Origin of the sequence: Pseudomonas sp. WS 5021 (genome assembly GCF_012985535.1) — a bacterium.
Taxonomy (GTDB): domain Bacteria; phylum Pseudomonadota; class Gammaproteobacteria; order Pseudomonadales; family Pseudomonadaceae; genus Aquipseudomonas.
The window spans coordinates 237,464-254,915 of record NZ_JAAQWP010000003.1; the positions used below are offsets into that span (position 1 = coordinate 237,464).

The 17,452-nt window shown below is 62.6% G+C and carries 13 protein-coding genes; all 13 read right to left on the minus strand.

Going from position 1 to position 17,452, the window contains the following annotated elements:
* Nucleotide 1: 1 nt before the first annotated feature.
* Nucleotides 2-4,636: a DUF6543 domain-containing protein gene (locus HBO19_RS11015; RefSeq protein WP_170057512.1), complete on the minus strand. Its 4,635-nt coding sequence runs from the start codon at nt 4,634-4,636 to the stop codon at nt 2-4.
* 115 nt (nt 4,637-4,751) lie between these two features.
* Nucleotides 4,752-5,843, minus strand: a complete 1,092-nt coding sequence (locus HBO19_RS11020) for a polyamine ABC transporter substrate-binding protein (RefSeq protein WP_170057513.1) — start codon at nt 5,841-5,843, stop codon at nt 4,752-4,754.
* Nucleotides 5,840-6,874 (minus strand): histone deacetylase family protein, encoded by a 1,035-nt coding sequence (locus HBO19_RS11025; RefSeq protein WP_170057514.1) that lies wholly within the window; start codon nt 6,872-6,874, stop codon nt 5,840-5,842. Before HBO19_RS11025 ends, HBO19_RS11020 begins: the two co-directional genes overlap by 4 nt.
* Before the next feature lie 136 nt (nt 6,875-7,010).
* Nucleotides 7,011-8,003, minus strand: coding sequence for an AraC family transcriptional regulator (locus HBO19_RS11030; RefSeq protein WP_057440561.1), 993 nt, complete (start codon nt 8,001-8,003; stop codon nt 7,011-7,013).
* Nucleotides 8,004-8,053: 50 nt separating this feature from the next.
* Nucleotides 8,054-9,031 carry an asparaginase gene (locus HBO19_RS11035; RefSeq protein ID WP_169954011.1) on the minus strand — a complete coding sequence of 326 codons (978 nt, stop codon included), beginning with the start codon at nt 9,029-9,031 and terminating at the stop codon, nt 8,054-8,056.
* A 77-nt stretch (nt 9,032-9,108) separates the two neighbouring features.
* On the minus strand, nt 9,109-10,560 hold the full coding sequence (locus tag HBO19_RS11040) for an alanine/glycine:cation symporter family protein (protein ID WP_170057515.1): 1,452 nt from the start codon (nt 10,558-10,560) through the stop codon (nt 9,109-9,111).
* A gap of 1,116 nt (nt 10,561-11,676) precedes the next feature.
* Nucleotides 11,677-12,903: a hypothetical protein gene (locus HBO19_RS11045; RefSeq protein WP_169955451.1), complete on the minus strand. Its 1,227-nt coding sequence runs from the start codon at nt 12,901-12,903 to the stop codon at nt 11,677-11,679.
* A 438-nt stretch (nt 12,904-13,341) separates the two neighbouring features.
* Entirely contained in the window at nt 13,342-14,301 is a 960-nt protein-coding gene (locus tag HBO19_RS11050; RefSeq protein WP_169955450.1) for a PDR/VanB family oxidoreductase, read from the minus strand.
* Entirely contained in the window at nt 14,294-14,701 is a 408-nt protein-coding gene (locus HBO19_RS11055) for a Rid family hydrolase (RefSeq protein ID WP_170042048.1), read from the minus strand. The genes HBO19_RS11050 and HBO19_RS11055 overlap by 8 nt, the downstream gene beginning before the upstream one ends.
* Nucleotides 14,698-15,732 (minus strand): aromatic ring-hydroxylating dioxygenase subunit alpha, encoded by a 1,035-nt coding sequence (locus HBO19_RS11060; protein ID WP_170042049.1) that lies wholly within the window; start codon nt 15,730-15,732, stop codon nt 14,698-14,700. The genes HBO19_RS11055 and HBO19_RS11060 overlap by 4 nt, the downstream gene beginning before the upstream one ends.
* A 21-nt stretch (nt 15,733-15,753) precedes the next feature.
* Nucleotides 15,754-15,981, minus strand: a complete 228-nt coding sequence (locus HBO19_RS11065) for a recombinase-like helix-turn-helix domain-containing protein (protein WP_029289990.1) — start codon at nt 15,979-15,981, stop codon at nt 15,754-15,756.
* A gap of 1 nt (nt 15,982) precedes the next feature.
* Entirely contained in the window at nt 15,983-16,300 is a 318-nt protein-coding gene (locus tag HBO19_RS11070; RefSeq protein ID WP_169955447.1) for a hypothetical protein, read from the minus strand.
* A gap of 2 nt (nt 16,301-16,302) precedes the next feature.
* The gene (locus HBO19_RS11075) at nt 16,303-17,445 is read right to left on the minus strand and encodes an FAD-dependent monooxygenase (RefSeq protein WP_170057516.1); all 1,143 of its coding nucleotides are present in this window, start codon (nt 17,443-17,445) and stop codon (nt 16,303-16,305) included.
* Between the last annotated feature and the right edge of the window lie 7 nt (nt 17,446-17,452).

Here is a 17,452-nt window from a genome sequence, read left to right on the forward strand (position 1 = left end):
CTCAGTTCTGGAAGAACAGGGCACGCGCCAGTGGCGGGCGGATTTCACTGCGATAAATCGCGATCTGGTCGCGCTCGCTCAAGCCCGTACGGTGGATCGCGCCGCCGAGCTTTTGCTGGTCGCGGGTCTTGAGGTGGCCGGCGGTGTAGTTGTCGAGTTCGGCTTGCGGCGATTCGTAGTGGAAGTGCGCATACCACAGCACTTCCTGGCTTTGGTGATCGCGGATGGCGTACTCATCCAGATAGTTTTTGCCGGGCCCCTTGAGGCGTCGGCGGGTGACCACCTTGACGATGTTTACCTGCCCCAGGCTGTGCAGCCATTCCACCCGTTCGGCGGTGGGCAGTTGCTGTTTGGTCATGCTGATACGGGTGTTGGTGCCCAATTGGTAGAGGCGTTGCGCCGCCTCGTTGAGTTTGCGGTTGAGTGTGGCAGCAGAGGGGCGATCGCTTTCGGTGAGGTTGCGCTGGGTCAGCGCCTCCTCGACCGTGTTAACCGCCTGCTCCAGGCGTGCCGCGTACTGATGCAGCATTTCTTCGATCTCTACCGGGATGCGTCCGGCTTTTTTGGCATGCGCTAGCACCCGCTGCGTGGCGGCGGGTTCCTCATCCAGCAGGTGCTGACCATCGTTCATGCTGGTATTGAGGTCGGCAGCCTGTGGCTTGGGCAGCTTTGCGGCAGGCCTTGCGCGTTCCACCCACACGCCGGGGCTTTTTTCGTGGAAGGTGGCAATGACCTTGCCCGTCACCGGCGCCCTGACATCCAGCAGGCCTGCCTCGTCAGGCCGCAACTCCCCCACCAGCACGCCGCTGAAACGGGTCTTGATAACCTTTTTTTTCGGCGTCTGCGGCGTTCTGGACGAGCCGGCCTTGGGTTCCGGGGGCTTGCGCTCACGCAGCAGCAGCACCAGTTCGTGAGTCGCCTGCTGGTTGAATTCGTCGATCCGCTGGCGCAGGTCTTCCAGGGGCTCTCGCTGCACGTGTTCAGGGTATTCGGCGTGCAGGTCCAGCAAGCGCTGGTCAATGATGGCGAACTGTTCTACCAGGCTGTTGAGCACATCGAGGCGCTCGTCCGGGTTGCTGATGGTCGATTCGCTCAGGGTCTCGACCCAGGTCAGGATGTTGATATCGGCGCAGTTGACGATTTCATCGAGCTGGCGGTGCGCATCGGTGAACGCTTCGCCGGTGCCTGGCGTGATGCACAGGTAGCGGGTCAGGGTGATTTGCAGGGCTTTGAGGTCGTACAGCTTGAAGTGGGGCAAGGCGCGCAGCGTGGTCTGGATGATTTTTGTGCCCTCGATACCGAGCTTTTCCAGCTCGCGATAACGCGACTCGGCGTATTGCAGGCGCTTGATCATGTCCAGGTTGAGCTTTGATACCGTTCCGGCGAGCTGCGCCTGAAGCTTGGCGTCCCGCGAGGTGATCGTTTCCAGCTCCTGGAGCGTGGTCAATAGCTTGGTGCGAAACATGGGCAGGCGTTGCGCAACGGCTGAACGGGTCAGCAGCAGTTGTTGGCTCAAATAGTCAATCATGTTGCCCTGGTAATTGGGCACCGTGTCGATGATGTTCAGTGCCCGCAGTTGGCGGATGGGCACGTCGTATTCGGCCATGCGGGCGTCGACCTTGTCGATGTACGCCTCGCGCTGGCGCTCGGAGGAGGGGCCTGGCTTTGGCTCTATCGCCGCATGTGCCTGGGTGATTTCGGTTTGCCCGCGTCGCTGGTCGGCGTTGAACGCGTTGAGTTTTTGCCGCAGGTCGAGGATGCGCGAAGGTGCTTTGGCTTGTGCGGCTTTGCGGCGGTTCCTGAACCCGGCACCGCGCAGGCGCAGGCGGGTGTCGACAAACCATTGGCCGGCCAGGTTGCTTAGCAGCAAGGGGCCGTTGTGGGTGGGGCGTTTGGGGTCGATGATCATGACGTTGTCGTTCTCATCCACCGTCACCTCGAACCAGCGTGGGCCGACCGGTGCGTACCATTTATCGGCAAGGGCATAGAGATGCAGGTGCACCCCGGCCTCCGTGATCGGCTCCCCCAGCCCCTCGGGTTTGTCAATTTTGAAGCGATCCAGGGTCGCCCCCAGGCTTGAGGGCGCACGACTGAGTGCGCCGCTGCTGTGCAGGGGGCCTTGATGACGTGCGGCCAGGTCGCTCTCGGACACGTTGGCTTGCTGGCTGATGAGGACTTTGGGCGACGGCGGCAGTGCTTTTTGCGTCTTTTCCAGAACCGTGGTTTCAGGTTCTACCGGTGTGGGTTCAGGCTCCACCAGCGCCACCTTTTGCGCTGCTCGCTCAGGTGGGTGGCGCAAGGTCACGTGCAGCACCAGGGCCATGCCCAGGTTGAGCAGCAGGTCGACCTGAGCCGTCCAGGAAACCTCCCCATCGGGCCCCGGTTCGGCCTGGGCCGTGGCTTGCAGGTCGTCCATGATTTGCCAGATCCATGCGGCGATCCCCACCGTGCGCCCCAAAAAGGGCAGCGCCGCGCCGAAGATCATCCAGCCGGCCTGCCGGTAACTGGCCCAGCGCTTCTGCACATTGGACACCGATTGGCGGTTGGCCAGCTCCACCAGCGCATTGGCGTTGTCCGTGAACAACGTCGCCAGGGCATCATTGCCCAGCACTTCGTCGCTCAGGGCCATGGGGCCACTCATTTGCAGCACCACTTGCGGTTCCACCAGCGCGCGCACCACCGTCCATGGCGAGGGCAGGGCGGCGGGGAACACGTACTGCTCGTAGTTAAAGCGTATGTCTTCGGCCAGCCAGGCCAGCACCGAATCGCGCAGGGTGCGCTGATGCTTGATCGCATACAGCAGGTTTTGCCGGGACGGGAACTGGATCAGCACCGGAGCCAGCAACGGGCGATACAGCAGGCACGGGCCCTGGGTGTGGTCGCGGGGGCCGATCACGAACATATTCGCCACCCCATCCTGTTCCTTGCTGGGGCGCAAGGTCGGGACAAAGGCCAGGCGGCGGAACACGATCTCTTGCCCTTCCACCTGGCGCTCGTGCGCCTCTGCCTGCACGGCCGCCGCCACATAGCGATAACCGCGCTCGTCGATGCCATGCAGGCGCTGGATTTTCCACTGCAAGGCCAGCAGCGGCAGTTGCACCCGCAAGTGCGAGGTGTAGAGGGTCTGCCGGCTCTTCGACTCAGCAGGGTCGTCGAGCAGGGTGCGTTTGATCAGCGCCGGGTAGTGTTCGCCGATATCGAGGGTTTCGATCAGGTCCTTGAGGTAGGTGTAGGTCAGCCAGGTCGGGCTCTTGCCGCCGTTGTAGAGCACGCTGGTTGTTCCTGTGGGCAGCCCGGTGAGGTTTTCCAGGGCCAGGTCGATCAGGCTGCGCCGGGTGATGTCGCTGGCCCCGGGCAGCACAAAAGTGCCCCAGACCACCGGGCTCTCGATGCTGATCTCGACCTTGTCCAGGTTCAGGCTCGCGCCATTGGGTTGCTGTTTGAGTGTGCCTTGCAACTGCTCCCGGGCGTAGTCGCGGATTGCCGGGATACCGTCCTGGAACGTGCGCCCGTGGTTGTGGGTGTGCAGTTCGGCCAGGTCGATCAGGTAGCGGCTGTAGGTCGAGATGTCGAGGTCTGAGGCGCCGGTCAGCCACTCGGGAAGCTCTTCATGTATCTGGCGGATGTTCGACAGTGAGTGGCTGCTCAGGTCCTCAATCACCGGCAGGATGCGAGCGACCGCCTGGCCGCCGACCGCTGCTGCGGGAGGTGCTTCGATGCCGGACGAGCCCACCGAGCCGATGGCCTCCAGTTGCAGGGCGACCAGGTTACACGCCTGGCTCTCGAAGAAATCCCCCTGCGGTTCGTACAGGCGCCATTGCACGTTCACCTGCGCCGCACTTTGCGTCAGGCCTGTGGGCAGGGCTTGGCCGAAGGCGTCCAGGGAGTCGAATTTCGCATAACCAGTGCTCAGCGAATACGTGAGGATGCGCTGCTGTTGCTCGTGTACGCCGATCAGCACCGCGATATCCGACAGGCCAACGTGAATGGACTGGTTTTCGTGGCTGGCATCAATGTCGACCAGGTAAGCGTGGGTCTGGAAGGTATCGGAGGTTTTGCGCCTGGCCAGCTGCGGGAAGTGGAACAGCGTCCTGGCCATGGCGCAATCTTGTTCATCCCAGCCTTCCTGGGCCGTAACGTTCCATACGTTGCGCAAGGAATGGGCGAGTGTCTGCCAGCGGGGGCCTGCCAGGCCGTTGGAGGCATTCCAGTAGTCCAACTGCTGCTCCTGGAAAGCGCTGAAGATCAGGGCCGACAGCTCGTTGACCAGCCGTGCGATAGCATCGATTTTCACGGGCAGGTGGTCGGGGGGCTGGGCTGCGGGCTCCAGGGTGAGGAAATGCTCGCCGTCGATATAGATCACCGGCTCAGGCGACAGGGCCTGGTTGGCCAGGACCGAGGTCAGTGATTCGGTAGACGCCGGCGCTGCCTGGATCGCATCGCCGACGATGCGCCAATGCGGTGTGACGACCATGGCCAGGTCCGGCTCGATGTTCAGTGTCGGGTATTGCTCCTTGAGGGCTGCACGTAGCAGGTTCGCGGCGACTTCACGGATGGAGGGGCCGGTACTCAATTGCATCAGCAGCTCATAGGCACTTGGCGGACGGTTATGGGGGGCGGGTGAGTCGTTGGGCATTTGCAGCTCCTTGGCCAGTGGAAGGCTTGAAGAGCTGCACGGTAGTTTCTGCGGCGGCGGCGAAGACGGTAGATAAATACCCTGGCCGGGGCCGGTGCGCCCAGGCCAAGGTCAATCAGGTGCCGGACTTGATCTTGCTCCAGGCCCGGGTCCGCGCACGCTCGGCGTCGCGCTCCAGGGGCTTGAGGGTGTAGAGCGTGGCCATCGCCGCCTCGGTGGGATACAGGTTGGGGTTGTTGCGAATCGCCGGGTCGACGTGCTCGGTCGCATCCTTGTTGGGGTTGGGGTAGCCGACAAAATCACTGATGGGCGCGATCACCTGGGGTTGCAGCAGGTAGTTGATGAAGGTGTAGGCGTCCTGCGGGTTTTTCGCGCCCTTGGGAATGGCCAGCATGTCGAACCAGATCGGCGCGCCTTCCTTGGGCAGGCGCATGTCGACAATCACCCCGTTCTTGGCCTCCCAGGCGCGGTTGGCGGCCTGGGAGAAACTGCCGGAGTAACCGACGGCCACGCAGATATCCCCGTTGGCGATATCGGCCATGTATTTGGATGAGTGGAAGTAGGTGATGTAGGGGCGGATCTTCATCAGCAACGCTTCGGCTTTGACATAGTCCTTGGGGTTGCTGCTGTTGGGGTCCAGGCCCAGGTGCTGCAGGGCCAGGGGCAGGATTTCCGACGGTGAGTCCAACAGTGCCACGCCGCATTGCTTGAGCTTGCTGATGTGCTCTTCTTTGAAGATCAAATCCCAGCTGTCCACCGGTGCGTCGGCGCCCAGGGCGGCCTTGACCTTGTCCGGGTTGAAGCCGATGAGGATGGTGCCGTACATGTAGGGCACCGCGTGTTTGTTGCCCGGATCGTTGGCCTCGATCAGCTTCATCAGCTTGGGATCGAGGTGGTTCCAGTTGGGCAACTGGCTGCGGTCCAGGGGTTGGAACACCCCGGCTTCGATCTGCTTGGCCAGGAACACATTGGACGGCACCACCACGTCATACCCGGAGTTGCCGGTCAGCAACTTGGCTTCCAGGGCTTCGTTGGTGTCGAAGATGTCGTACACCAGCTTGATCGCCGGGTTCTGCGCCTTGAAATCTTCCAGGGCCTTGGGCGTGATGTAGTCGAACCAGTTGTAGACCCGCAGGGTTTTTTCTTCGGCGTGGGCGGCGCTGCTGAGCACGGCGGCGCAGAGTACAAGCGACTTGAGCATGTTCATTGGGCTGCCCCTTCAAAACCTTCGAGAACGTTGACGGCATTGATGCCGATTTCTGCCACCGCGTAACCGCCTTCCATCACAAACAGCGTCGGCTTGCCCAGGCGGGCGATACGCGTGCCCATGGCCAGGTAGTCCGGGCTGTCGAGCTTGAATTGCGAGATGGGATCGTCCTTGAACGTGTCCACGCCCAGGGACACCACGATGATGTCGGCGCCATAGCCCTCGATCTCCCGGCAGGCCTGCTCCAGTGCCGCGCTCCAGGTGTCCCAGGCGGCACCAGCCGGCAGCGGGTAATTGAAGTTGAAGCCTTCGCCGGCACCCTCGCCCAGCTCGTCGGCATAACCGAGGAAAAACGGAAACTCGGCCTGCGGGTGCCCGTGGATCGAAGTGAACAGCACATCGCTGCGCTCATAGAAGATCGACTGGGTGCCGTTGCCGTGGTGGTAATCCACGTCGAGGATCGCGACCTTTTTGTGGCCCTGGTCGATAAAAGCCTGGGCGGCGATGGCGGCGTTGTTGAGGTAGCAGTAACCGCCCATCAAGTCGCCAGCGGCGTGATGCCCCGGTGGCCGGCACAAGGCGAAGGCGCTGTGGGCGCCTTGTTGGATCGCCTGCTGCGCGGTCAGCGCGACCTGCGCCGCGCTGTAGGCCGCCTGCCAGGTACCGGCGGTGATCGGCGCACCGCCGTCGAAGCTGTAATAGCCCAGTTGGCCGTGCAGGCTGGTGGGCAGCACGCGGCGCAAGGTCCGGGCGGGCCAGGTGTAGGGCAGCAGGTCGCCGTCCTGGCCGAATTCGACCCAACGGGCCCAGGCACCCTGGAAGAACTCCAGGTAGTCGCGGCTGTGGATGCGCTGCAGCGGCGCCAGGCCAAAGTCCTGGGGCGCTTGCACCGGGCCCAGTGTACGGTCCTTGACCCGTTGCAGCACATGGTCGGCGCGCGAAGGCATTTCGAAGCAGGGCATCAACTGGCCGTCCATCAATTCGCAACGGCCATGGTGCAGGTGGTGATCGTGCGAGTAGATCGTCAGCATTTTTATTGTTCTCCGCAGGCAGGTTGGGATGCCTTGCAGTGTTGCGGTGCGCGCAGGTTTGGAGAACGGCAGGAGCGGCCAAAAGGGGATAAATATGGCCAAATTGTCTGTCCGAAATTCGCCCCTGCATGGGGCGTCATGCTCGAAATTGACTCGGCGCTACACCGCTCCAGCGTACAAAGGCATGCCGGAAGCTTGCGGTCTCACTGAAACCCAACTGCTCGGCGATGCGGTAGATCGGCCACTGGTCTTGCGCCAACAACTGCTTGGCGCGCTCGAAGCGCAGTTCGTCCAGCAGTTCCTGGTAGCTGCAGCCCAGGTCGTGCAGGTGCCGGCGCAGGGTGCGCGGCGAACAGTTCATCTGCTGGGCCAGGCCATCGAGCCCCGGTGCGGCGTGCAGTTGTGCCGCGAGCAACTGGCGGACCCGCCCCAGCCAGGCCTCGCGCCCGGTGAATTCGGTGTTCTGCTTGCGGCAGCGTTCGGCCATGGCCCGGTGGGTCACGGTGTCGGCCAGGGGCAAGGGTTGGGCGAGCCAGCGCTGGTCGAAGGCGAACGCATTGGCCGTGGCCTGGAACTGCAACGGGCAGTCAAAACACTCGGCATAGCGCGCCTGGTAATCCGGCGCAGCATGCTCAAAGCGCGCGCCCAGCAAGGGCAGCGGATGGCCGAGCAGGTCGTCGCAGATCACCTTCAGCGACCCCAGGCACAGTTCCACGTTGAAGGCGGTCAGCGCCGGGCTCTCGCGGTAATCGCTGGCGGTGAACCAGATACGCTCGCCGTCTTGCTCAAGGCTCAGTTCGAACAGTGTTCCCAACAGCGCCGGATAACGCAGGGCCAGGCGCAAAGCGTCACCGAAAGTGGCACTGGTGAGCAGGGCATAGCCGAGCATGCCGTACGCCGATACGTGCATCCGTCGCCCCACGATCAGCCCGATATCGCGCTGCAAGGCCACGGCATTGGCGCACACTTGCATTTCCTGGTGCGTGGCGATGCGTGTGTCGGCGCGGCTCAGGTCCGCCGCACAGATGCCACTGCCGGCCAGCAGCGCTTCGGCGGGCAAGCCTTCGGCCTTGAAGGTGCTGAGCACCAGGGAAACGGCGTTGAGGGTGGTGAGGTGGGAGTGCAGCATGGGAACTTCCAGCCAGGGGATGGCTGGAAGTGGAGCAAGTTATATGCCGCTCAGCTCAGTTCGCCGCACAGGTCCAGTTCGACCAGGCGCCGTACTTCGTCGTTGGGCAGCCCGGCGCCGAGCAAGGCTTGCAGCTTGCCGAACACGGCTTCGCGGGTCATGCCGCCACCGGACAACACACCGACCCCACGCAGGCGGCTGCCCGCTTCATATACGCCCAGTTCCACACCGCCTTCATGGCATTGGGTGATCGCGACGACCACGATGTGCCGAGCCTGCGCACGCTGCAGGCTGGCGAGGAACGCCGGGTTATCGCTGGGCCCGGTGCCGCTGCCAAAGCATTCGAGCACCAGTGCCTGGATGCCGCTGTCGACCAGGGCATCCAGTTGCCCGGCATCAATGCCCGGCACCAGCGGCAATACGCCGACATTGGCCAGGGCCTTGGGCTGGCGGTAGTCCAGGGCGGCAGGCAGCGCCTGGGCCTTGGCCACACCGCCGTTGCGCTGCAGTGCAGCAAAGGGATGGCGACCAAAACTGCGGATTTTCGCACAGCGGGTCGGCGCCATCAGTGCGCCGTGGAAGTACAGGTGCACCCCGGGCGCCAGGCCTTCACCCAACGCTGCCAGGGCGCCGCTGACGTTTTCCCAGGCATCGCTGTCGGGCACGCCGGCCGGCAGCATCGAACCGGTGAACACCACCGGCGCCGGCAGGCCCAGCAGTTGGAAACTCATGGCCGCCGCGCTGTAGGCCAGGGTGTCGGTGCCATGCAGAATCAGCACGCCATCGCAGCCCTCGTCCACAGCCTCGACCACGGCGCTGCGCAGGTGTTGCCAGTAGGCGGGCGTCATATTGGCGCTATCGATCAGCGGCGACATTTCCCGAAAGCGCCAGGCTGGCGCTGGTAGGTGGGCAAGCTGTTCGCGCATGCGCGCTTCAAAGCCCGAAGCGGGCGCCAGGCCGTTGGCGCTGGCTTGCATGCCGATGGTGCCGCCGGTGTAGAGCACCATGAGGGTGTTAGCTTTGGACATCGAACAATCTCCTGAACGAAAAACGCCGCCGGGCCCAGAGCATGCCCAAGGCCGGGCGGCGTGTCATCTATCTAGGCTCAGCGTTGCACTTGGGCGTTCAGCTCAGCAGTCGCTTGAGCGGTTGGCTCAGGCTGCACCGGGTTGGCCGGCCATGCGTTGCGGTCCAGGTCCAGGTCCGGGAACTGGCTGGAGTCGAACACCGGGGTCTTGATGCCCGCCGCGCGCTGGCTGTCGTAGTCGTTGAGGAGACGCATGGCGATCTTGAACAGGAACGCCAGGGCGAACAGGTTGACGAACGCCAGCATGGTCATGGTGATGTCGGCGAAGGCGAACACGGTGCTCAGGTTCTCGATCGAACCCCAGAAGATCAGCACCAGTACCAACGCGCGATAACCGATCAGCACCTTGCGGTTGTTGCCCACCAAAAAGCGCAGGTTGCTCTCGCCCAGGTAGTAGTTGTACATGATCGATGTAAACACGAACAACGCCAGGGCCACCGAGATAAACATCCGCCCCCAGTCACCGACCACCGCTGCCAGGGAGTTCTGGGTCAGGGCAATGCCGTCGCCTTCAAAGCCTGGGGTGTAGAAGCCCGAAAGCAGGATCAGCAGGGCGGTGCAGGTGCAGATGATGAAGGTGTCGAGGAACACGCTGAACGCTTGCACCACGCCTTGGGCGACCGGGTGTTCCACCGAGGCCACCGCGGCCACGTTGGGCGCGCTGCCCAGGCCGGCTTCGTTGGCGAACACGCCGCGCTTCACACCCATGATGATCGCGCTGCCCACCAGGCCACCGAAGGCCTGGTCCAGGCCAAAGGCGCTCCTGACGATGGTCGCGAGCATGGCCGGCACCTGGTCGAATTGCAGCACGATCACGTAGACCGTCACGGCGATATAGACCAGGGTCTTGACCGGCACCAGCAGGTCGGCAATCGAGGCAATGCGCTTGATCCCGCCGATAAACACCAGGCCCAGCAACACCGCCAGCGCCAGGCCGGTGTAGGTGGTGTCGAAACCAAAGGCGTTATTGAGCGAGTGGGTCACGGCATGGGCTTGCAGGCCGTTGAAGGCGAACCCGAAGGTCACCAGCAGCAGGAACGCCATGACCATCCCCAGCCAGCGTTTTTGCAGGCCGTGCTGGATGTAATAGGCCGGGCCACCACGGTAGGTGCCTTCGGCGTCGGTGCGTTTGTAGAGCTGGCCCAGGGAGCACTCGATAAAGCTCGACGACATGCCCACCAGCGCGGTGACCCACATCCAGAACACTGCGCCCGGGCCACCCAGGGTCACGGCAATGCCGACCCCGGCGATGTTACCGGCGCCCACCCGCCCGGCCAGGCTGAGCATCAGCGCCTGGAACGAACTGAGTTGCCCGGCGCTGCTTTTGAGGCTGTCGCGAAACACCGCGAACATATGAAAGAAGTGACGAAACTGAACGAAACGCGAGCGGATCGTGAAGTAACCACCGAGCCCGACAATGAGCACGATCAGTACTTTTCCTGAGAGGAAGTCGTTGATGACTTCTAGCATGGAGTATTCCTCGCTGTTTTTTTGTAAAGGCAAAAGCCGGACGGGTCGAAACATCGCGTTACACACCGTCGCGCAGGCAGCACGATAGGTGGGGCGAGTGCTCGTCCCGGTTCCAAGTCGCGGGTTGTTATTAGTTCGGCGTTCGCATGCGGTTGACGATCGTGCATGCGAAGAGGGGCGGCACTATACCTAGGTGTGCGCCAGCCGTCTGCAAGCAGCGCAACTGAGCGAGGAATGGTCGAAGCGTCACACTGACCTGATGTGGGGGCTGTCGAGCTTTGGTGAGGCTGCGTTAGGCATGAGTATCTACACGACTTGCTCTTTTTTGGTTGTGGGGTGTGAGTACATATCCGTTGCTGCGGTCATGGCCACTTAGGGTTCCGCCCTTACGGCGGCTCACTTTGGAAAAGCCCCAAAGTAAGCAAAGGGCTCTTGCCCCACCACTCGGCACCTCGCCTAGGCTCGGTGTGCCCGTCATCCGACATTGATTTGGGGGGCCGCCGCGATGGGCCATCCATGGCCCAGCGCGGCTAACCCGGCGTCCTGCCGGGTTACCCCCCAAATCAATGTCGGATGACGGCCAGCGTGGTTTAACGGGGCGCTGGGATCAAAATCACAAGCAACGCGAGGCGGCCTGACAGCCGACCTGATCGTCGAAGCGTACGCGTACCCTGTAGGAGCTGGCTTGCCTGCGATGGCGGTGTATCAGTCGATGAATCTGTTGGCTGACCTGCCGTCATCGCAGGCAAGCCAGCTCCTACAGGGGAATGCAGCTTCGCGCTCTGGCTTTGCTGTTGCTCTGTTTTTGATCTGGCTTTTGATCTTAGGCGCCCCGTTAACCACGATGGCCGCAGGCAGGTATTGCGCAGTGGGCACCCCGGCAGGATGCCGGGGTAGCCGCGACACGGCCATGGATGGCCGATCGCGGCGGGCCCACGGAGCAATGCCTGGCTGCGGGCATGCCGAGCCTAGGCGAGGCACCGAGTGGTGGGGCAAGAGCGCTTTGGTTACTTTCGCGCTTTTCGAAAGTGACCTGCCGTAAGGGCGGAACCAATAGCCGCCGTGACCGCAGCAACGGATATGTACTCCCCCCCACCTTTGACTTTTGTTGTCTGGTTAGAAGTAGTAACCAATATTCACGTTGGTGCGGTAATACCACTCGTTGCTGCCCACCGAACTGGTGTTGGTAAAACCACTGCCATTCTCTGCGCCGCCATAGGGGTTGGCGTTGCGCGCCCAGGTAAAGTCGACCCAGGCCATCACCGGCATGGCCAGGAACTGCGCGCCTACGGTGAACATCTGCGAATCATCCCAGTCGCTCTTGTCTTTCATCATCCGGCTGTAGTCGGTGTACAGCTTGACCTTCTTCAACTGCCCCAGCCTCGGCGTGTAGACGTCATAGCCGAGGTTGATCGACGCCAGGCTGGCCTTGGACGCGATCAGGTAGGCCGGGGTCAGGCCGTTGCCGCCCATCAGTACCGAGTCCTTGCTGACGCCGGTGGGGTTTTCGGGATCGTATTCGTAGCGGATGGCCTGGGTGGTGACGGTCCACAGCCCCTTGTTGATGATGGCGTGTACACCGGCGGCCCAATAGTCGCCATCGTCCTTGGTGGTGGCGTTGTACAGCTGGGCGGTGGCCAGCGAGGCGCCGATCTCGGTTTTCCAGCCATTGCTGTTGAAGGTGCGCGCCACGCGGGCGTTGAGCTGGTTGCGCTTCTCGTTGTCCTGGCGCGACTGGGTGAAGGCAATCGCGTTGTCGTTCAGGTCGGCGTAACGCCCGACTTCAGGCGAGTAGCGAAGGTCGCTGGGCAACATGCGTGGGAAAAAGCCAAGCTGCACGTCCCAATCCTGATCCTTGTAGCTGTACTTGAGGCCGGTGCCGGCACTCACTGCATAGCCCATGAAAAACGGCAGGTGGTAACTCCAGCCAAATTGCGGATACGGCTCCAGGCCAAACGGCTTGAACGGTGCGCCCAGTTGCAGGTTGGAGTTGGCATTGAGCCGATAGCCAACGAAGCCACGGTCGATGGAGCGCTTGCCGTCGTCCTGGAACCAGTAGCCGATATCGCTATAGAGGCTCTTGTAGGTGGCCTGCACGTCCAGGCGGAATGTGTCGAAGAGGAAGCGGCCATTGTTCTCGGTGGTGTCCCAATGCTCGTCGCGATAGTTGGTGCGCAGCGCGCCGCCGATGTCCAGGCTGGCGTCCCCGGCGTCACTGCGCCAGGCAATGTGGGGGAAAGGTTTATTGGCGGCGTTGGCCCGCACCGGCTCGGAAGGGATGGGTTCTGCGGCGAAACCGCTGAAACTGGCAAACATCAATCCTGCACATAAGACACGCTTCATAGAGACCTCTCTACCGGGTGATCGGCAACACTCGTCCGCTTGCCTTTAAAGGCAACTAAGGAGGGAGCGGGTCTTACCGGGTTTAAGTGTTGGTTCTTATTGTTTTATCGGCGAAACGCCGTTTAATCAGTGGATGCACGGGAGTAGAGCAGGAAGTGTGCCAGGCGGTAAATTAGTTTTGATTTTATAAAAAACCGCTTAAAAACAATTGTTTATATGGGAAACAAAGCGCTGTGTATAACCCTTGAAACAATCCGTAAGTGCGGTAACAAAGTTGCCCGTGATAGGTGCGTCTTTATTGCACGCTGCCAATGAAACGGGCACTTTGCGGGTGATCCTGTAGGCGCGAGCGAAGAACTTGAGGGTAACGCGGTTATTCAGAATAAACCGCGTTATCGTTAACGTTCTTCGCGAGCAAGCTCGCTCCTACAGGGGGGGCTAGAGGTCCAGCACCAACCGTTGGCTCTTGCAGCCCGAAACACACACCATCATCGATTTGTTCGCCGCGCGCTCGGCCTTGGTCAGCACCCCGTCGCGGTGGTCGATCTGGCCTTCCACCACCCGGGTTTCACAGGAGCCGCACACCCCCTCGCGGCAGCTGTGATCGATGTCGCAACCGGCTTCGAGCAGCACATCCAGCAAGCTCAAGCCGGGTTCCACCGACAGCGTCTTGCCGGACTTTTTCAACTCCACGCTATAGCGGTTCTGCGCATCTTCGCTGGGCGGCAGTTCGGCGGCGGTAAAGCGCTCGATATGGGCATGGGGATAACCCAGGCGCTCACAGGTGCCCTCGAACGCATCCAGCATCGGCGTTGGGCCGCAGCAGTAGAAGTGCGTATCCGCAGGTTGGCCGGCGAGGTAGGCGGCGAGGTCCGGCGGTACGCCTTTTTCGTCGTTGAAGTGGTACACCACCCGCGCATCCAGGCCGTTCAAGGCTTCCACCAATGCCGCTTCCTGGCGCGAACGTGCGCAATAGATCAGCTCGGCGGATTTGCCCTGGGCCAGCAGTTGGCGAAACATGCAGTAGATCGGCGTAATGCCGATGCCACCGGCCACCAGCACACTGTGGCTGGCGCTCAGGTCCAGCGCGAAGTTGTTGCGCGGCGCCGAGATCGACAGCGCCATGCCGACCCGCAGTTGGCTGTGCACATACTCCGAGCCGCCGCGGCTGTTGCGGTCACGCAGGATGCCCACGGTGTAGCGCCCCTGGTCGCTGGGAGAATTGAGCAGCGAGTAGCTGCGCACCAGGCCGTTGGCCAGGTGCAGGTCGATGTGCGAGCCGGCCTCGAACGGCGGGAACACGGTATCGCCCAACGGCCGAAACTCCACGCTGATGATGCCTTCGGCTTCATAGCGCAGGGTGTGTACGCGGGCGTTGAGCAGGGAGGGCTTAGACATCATTCACCTCTGTGACGGTACGCAGGTCGACATCGAGCCGGGCACTGGCCTCGATCTCGACCCGAAGTTCAGGAAACACCAGCGCGCTGACGGCCACCAGGGTGGACGTGGGAAATACGGCCTGCCCGGCGAAGAAATCGCGGCGTGCGCGGCCCACCTGGTCCTTGTCGGCGATATCGGTGAGGTACACCGTCAGCCGGTAGATATTGCCCAGATGCCCACCGGCCGCCGTCACCAGCGCCTGGATCTTGCCCAGCACCACCAGGGTCTGGGCGTAGCAATCCAGGGTCGCCTCGCGGCTGGCGGGGTGTGCGGTCATCCCGGACATCACCACCTCGCGACCGATCAGCAGCGCATTCGACCAACTGGCCCCGGCGGGCGCCACCACGACCGGGTTCATGGCAGTTGCTTCGCGTCGATCAGTTCGAGCTGGGCCTTGGCCGCGTTCTTCAGGTAACGGCGCATGCGCACCACACCCAGGTCGTGCTGGTAGAGGTTTTCGCGCTGGTTGGCGTCCGGTTCCATGAACTCCAGCAGCACCCGATCCTGCTCCAGCACGGCCCAGTGCCGCGCTTCCAGGCGGTTTTTGTAGAGGAAGCGCCAGGTGTCGCGCTGCCAGCCGGTCAGCGGTCGGCAGCGCCAGTGGAACACCGCCGAGAGCGCGCGGCTGCTTGGGGTGTAGCTGCCGATAATGGTGAAGTTGCCGCCCGGGCCGCCGGTTTTCGGGTAGGGGATTTCCAGGCGCAGCCAATGGCAGCCGTTGTCCATGAACTCGGTCCAGTCGAAGTTCACCCCGCGCTGGCCTTCCTTCTCGAAAAAGAACCCGTTGTCGGTGTCGCGGGTGACGAACTTGGCGGTGGCTTCGCCTTCACTCATCGAGTGCGACATCTTGTGCAGGTAGGTGCCGTGCATCGGGTCCATGACGTTGTCGATCACGTAGCGGTAGTCGCCTTTCCACTCGGTGTAGCAGACGAAGCTGCTCCACTCCGGGGACGTCAGTTGCTCGGGCAGCACCAGTTCCGGCGGGGTCGCTAAATGCGGGTCGGTGGCATTGAACAAAAAGATCGCGCCTGCCGCTTCGCGGGTATGGAACATGCGGGTCGGGCGGCTGCCTTCGAGTTTGCAGCCAGGGCTGCCCGGTACCTTGGTCACGGTACCGTCACAGCGCACTTCGATGCCGTGATACGGGCATTGCAGGCGATCACCCAACACCGGGCCCTGGGACAGCGGCGCACCGCGATGGGGGCAATGGTCTTCGAGGGCGTGCACGCGGCCATCGTTGTCGCGCCACAGGGCGATTTTGTAGCCCAGGCGGCGTACCGATACCGGCTTTTCACCCAGCAGGTCCGAGGGTAATACCGGGAACCAGAGGTCTTTGAGGCCATTGGCCAGATGGTTTTCAACAGGGTCGACGGTCAATTGCATAGTCATTGTTTTATTCCTTCTGCCGGGTCATTCGCCCAGCCGGGCCATCAGGGTTTGATAGGCATCTGCCGTCCACTCGCCGCTGGTCAGCGGGCAGGGCGGGCCGGCCAGGTTGAGGTGGGCGAGCAGGGCCGCCAACTCGGTAACGCCGTTGCCGAAGGCGCGCTCGATGGAGTCGCCCAGCAGCTCTTCAAACTGGGTATTGGGCCGTTTGCGCGCCTGATGGGGCTCGAGGAATCGTTCGGTAGTGCTCATGTCATTGACCTCCGTTGCGTACCCGTTCGCGGATGGTTTCGCGCACCGGGATAAAGTCGTATGTCGGGAAAACTTCAGTGCTGAACACGCCCCACGCCGAGCGCTCAAGCTCCACGTTAAGGGACGGCAGCAGGCCCGGCGCCAAGCGCAGGGTGACGATCTGGCCCAGGCCCATGGCCACGGTCCAGCTCACCACCTCCACGCCTTGCGGTGGAAAGCGCTCCCACCAGTCCTGCTGCTTCATGTGCCGCTGAATGTCTTCCAGGTTTTTTGATTGGTCGTGCTTGAGCAGCACGGTCACCAGCAAGGTGTCGCTCATGGTCAGGCCGCGCTTTGGGTGGGGATGGTCCAGGCGTCGTAGCCGTAGACCCAATCGGCATTGCCGCCGTCCTTGAGCCACTGGTTGCCGCGCGAGCCGATCTGGATCTGGCTGGTGCGTTCCAGGCGCGCCTGCTGATAGCCCTGCAAGGCAGCGGCGACCTGGGACGGGCTGTCGAGGTCTTGCAGGTAACGGGCGAGCACCACCGCATCCTCGATGGCCTGGCCGGCACCCTGGGCCATGAACGGCATCATCGGGTGGCACGCATCGCCCAGCAGGGTGATGGGTCCCTTGGACCAGAACGGCAGCGGGTCGCGCTCATACAGCGCGGTCTTGAGCACATCGCTGCACGCATCCAGCAGGGCACGGGCGTCGGGGTGGAATGCCTGGTAGTGGCTGCGCAGTTCGTCGGCATCGCCGGCGCTGGTCCACGACTCTTCGTGCCAGCTGTCCTGGGCGGTGGTGGCGAAGATAAAAATATCTTTGCCCTGGTTCAGCGGGAACGTAACGATCTGGCTCTGCGGGTTGGGGCCCCACCATTTGGTGAAGGCCTGGATATTCGGCACATGGGCCACCAACTCGGCCGGCACCACCGCGCGGTATGCCACCACCCCGGTAAAGCGCGGGTGCTCTTCGCCGAACAGCGCGTTGCGCACCACCGAGTGGATACCGTCGGCGCCGATCAGCACGTCACAGTGGTGCTGGCTGCCATCCTTGAAATGCAGGCAGATGCCGTCGTCAGTGTGCTCGACCCGTTCGGCACGCTTGGCGAACTGCACCTGCTCCAGCGGGAACACTTCGGCCAGGGCCGCCAGCAGATCGGCGCGGTGGATGGTCAGTTGCGGGGCGCCGTATTTCTGCTCGGCGGCGTCGGACATTTCCAGGCGTGACGTCTCTTCGCCGCTGTCCCACATCCGGCTGATACGGTGGGTCGGCCGCGCGGCCGGGATGCGCACGGCGGCGCCAATTCCCAGGCCATCCAGCGCCCGTACCGCGTTGGGGGTGAGGTTGATGTCGGCACCGACCCGCAAAAAGGCCTTGGACTGTTCAAACACGGTGACCTGGTGACCGGCGCGGTGCAGGGCGATCGCGGCGGTCAGGCCGCCGATGCCGGCGCCGGCGATAGCAATATTTAAGGAAGGCATGTGCGAC

Coding starts and splice junctions, on each gene's coding strand:
- HBO19_RS11015 (WP_170057512.1), bottom strand. CDS start 4,636: ATGCCCAACGACTCACCCGCCCCCCATAACCGTCCGCCAAGTGCCTAT.
- HBO19_RS11020 (WP_170057513.1), bottom strand. CDS start 5,843: ATGAACATGCTCAAGTCGCTTGTACTCTGCGCCGCCGTGCTCAGCAGC.
- HBO19_RS11025 (WP_170057514.1), bottom strand. CDS start 6,874: ATGCTGACGATCTACTCGCACGATCACCACCTGCACCATGGCCGTTGC.
- HBO19_RS11030 (WP_057440561.1), bottom strand. CDS start 8,003: ATGCTGCACTCCCACCTCACCACCCTCAACGCCGTTTCCCTGGTGCTC.
- HBO19_RS11035 (WP_169954011.1), bottom strand. CDS start 9,031: ATGTCCAAAGCTAACACCCTCATGGTGCTCTACACCGGCGGCACCATC.
- HBO19_RS11040 (WP_170057515.1), bottom strand. CDS start 10,560: ATGCTAGAAGTCATCAACGACTTCCTCTCAGGAAAAGTACTGATCGTG.
- HBO19_RS11045 (WP_169955451.1), bottom strand. CDS start 12,903: ATGAAGCGTGTCTTATGTGCAGGATTGATGTTTGCCAGTTTCAGCGGT.
- HBO19_RS11050 (WP_169955450.1), bottom strand. CDS start 14,301: ATGTCTAAGCCCTCCCTGCTCAACGCCCGCGTACACACCCTGCGCTAT.
- HBO19_RS11055 (WP_170042048.1), bottom strand. CDS start 14,701: ATGAACCCGGTCGTGGTGGCGCCCGCCGGGGCCAGTTGGTCGAATGCG.
- HBO19_RS11060 (WP_170042049.1), bottom strand. CDS start 15,732: ATGACTATGCAATTGACCGTCGACCCTGTTGAAAACCATCTGGCCAAT.
- HBO19_RS11065 (WP_029289990.1), bottom strand. CDS start 15,981: ATGAGCACTACCGAACGATTCCTCGAGCCCCATCAGGCGCGCAAACGG.
- HBO19_RS11070 (WP_169955447.1), bottom strand. CDS start 16,300: ATGAGCGACACCTTGCTGGTGACCGTGCTGCTCAAGCACGACCAATCA.
- HBO19_RS11075 (WP_170057516.1), bottom strand. CDS start 17,445: ATGCCTTCCTTAAATATTGCTATCGCCGGCGCCGGCATCGGCGGCCTG.